This is a genomic window from Mesorhizobium sp. M0830 (genome assembly GCF_040319965.1).
Taxonomy (GTDB): domain Bacteria; phylum Pseudomonadota; class Alphaproteobacteria; order Rhizobiales; family Rhizobiaceae; genus Mesorhizobium.
The window spans coordinates 1-933 of the sequence record NZ_JAMYOR010000147.1 but is presented as its reverse complement, the minus strand read 5'-3'; the positions used below and the strand labels follow the sequence as shown (position 1 = coordinate 933).

At 61.2% G+C, this 933-nt stretch carries 1 protein-coding gene; it reads left to right on the top strand.

Annotated features, from left to right (window positions below; translation table 11 throughout):
- Positions 1–2 precede the first annotated feature (2 nt).
- Positions 3–933, top strand: a 931-nt coding sequence (locus NKI20_RS33605) for a porin (RefSeq protein ID WP_352838292.1), incomplete at its 3' end; no start/stop codon positions are given.

Below are 933 nucleotides of genomic sequence, written 5' to 3'. Positions count from 1 at the left end.
TGATCGCAGTTTCCGGTGCGCGCGCCGCCGACGCCGTCGTCGTCGCCGAGCCGGAACCCGCTGAATACGTCAAGATTTGCGACGTCTACGGCGCTGGCTACTTCTACATCCCCGGCACCGAGACCTGCCTGCGCATCGGCGGCTATGTCCGTTACGACATCGGCGGTGGCGACGTAGGCTCGTTCGACGGAGCGACAAGCGCCGATCACGAGGATGGTGGTAAAAGCAACGACACCTGGTACAAGAACGCCCGCTTCACGCTGAAGACCTGGACCGGCCAGGAAACCGAACTCGGCACCTTGAAGACCTACACCGAGACCCGCTGGAACTTCGGCAATCACCAATCCGATCTGGGCAGCAGCGCTCTGGGTGAGGGCGTGGATAATGGCGGCTCTGTCAACAGTGCCGGCATGAAGGGCGTTTCGTTGAACTTCGCCTGGATCCAGCTCGGTGGTCTCCGCGTCGGTAAGGACGAATCGGCTTTCGATACGTTCATCGGCTACGCCGGCAACGTCATCCAGGATACGCTCGTTCCCTACGGCGATTTCGACACCAACGTCGTCCAGTACTATTTCGATGCAGGCAACGGCTTCTCGGCCGTGGTCTCTCTCGAAGAAGGCGAAGGCGAGGTTGGCACGATCGACAGCTATGTTCCGCATGTCGTCGGCGGCGTGAAGTACACGCAGGGCTGGGGCGCCATCACCGGTGTCGTGGCTTATGACAGCAACTACGAAGAAGTCGCCGGCAAGGTGCGCTTGGACGTGAATGCCAGCGACGCCATACAGCTGTGGGTCATGGGCGGCTATGGTTCCGATGACAATCTCTCGGATCCGACCTGGGCCGTTCCGGCTGGCGGTCGCGGCTTCTTCAAGCAGTGGGGCGGCAACTGGGCAGTGTGGGGCGGTGGCACCTACAAGTTCAACGAGAAGACCT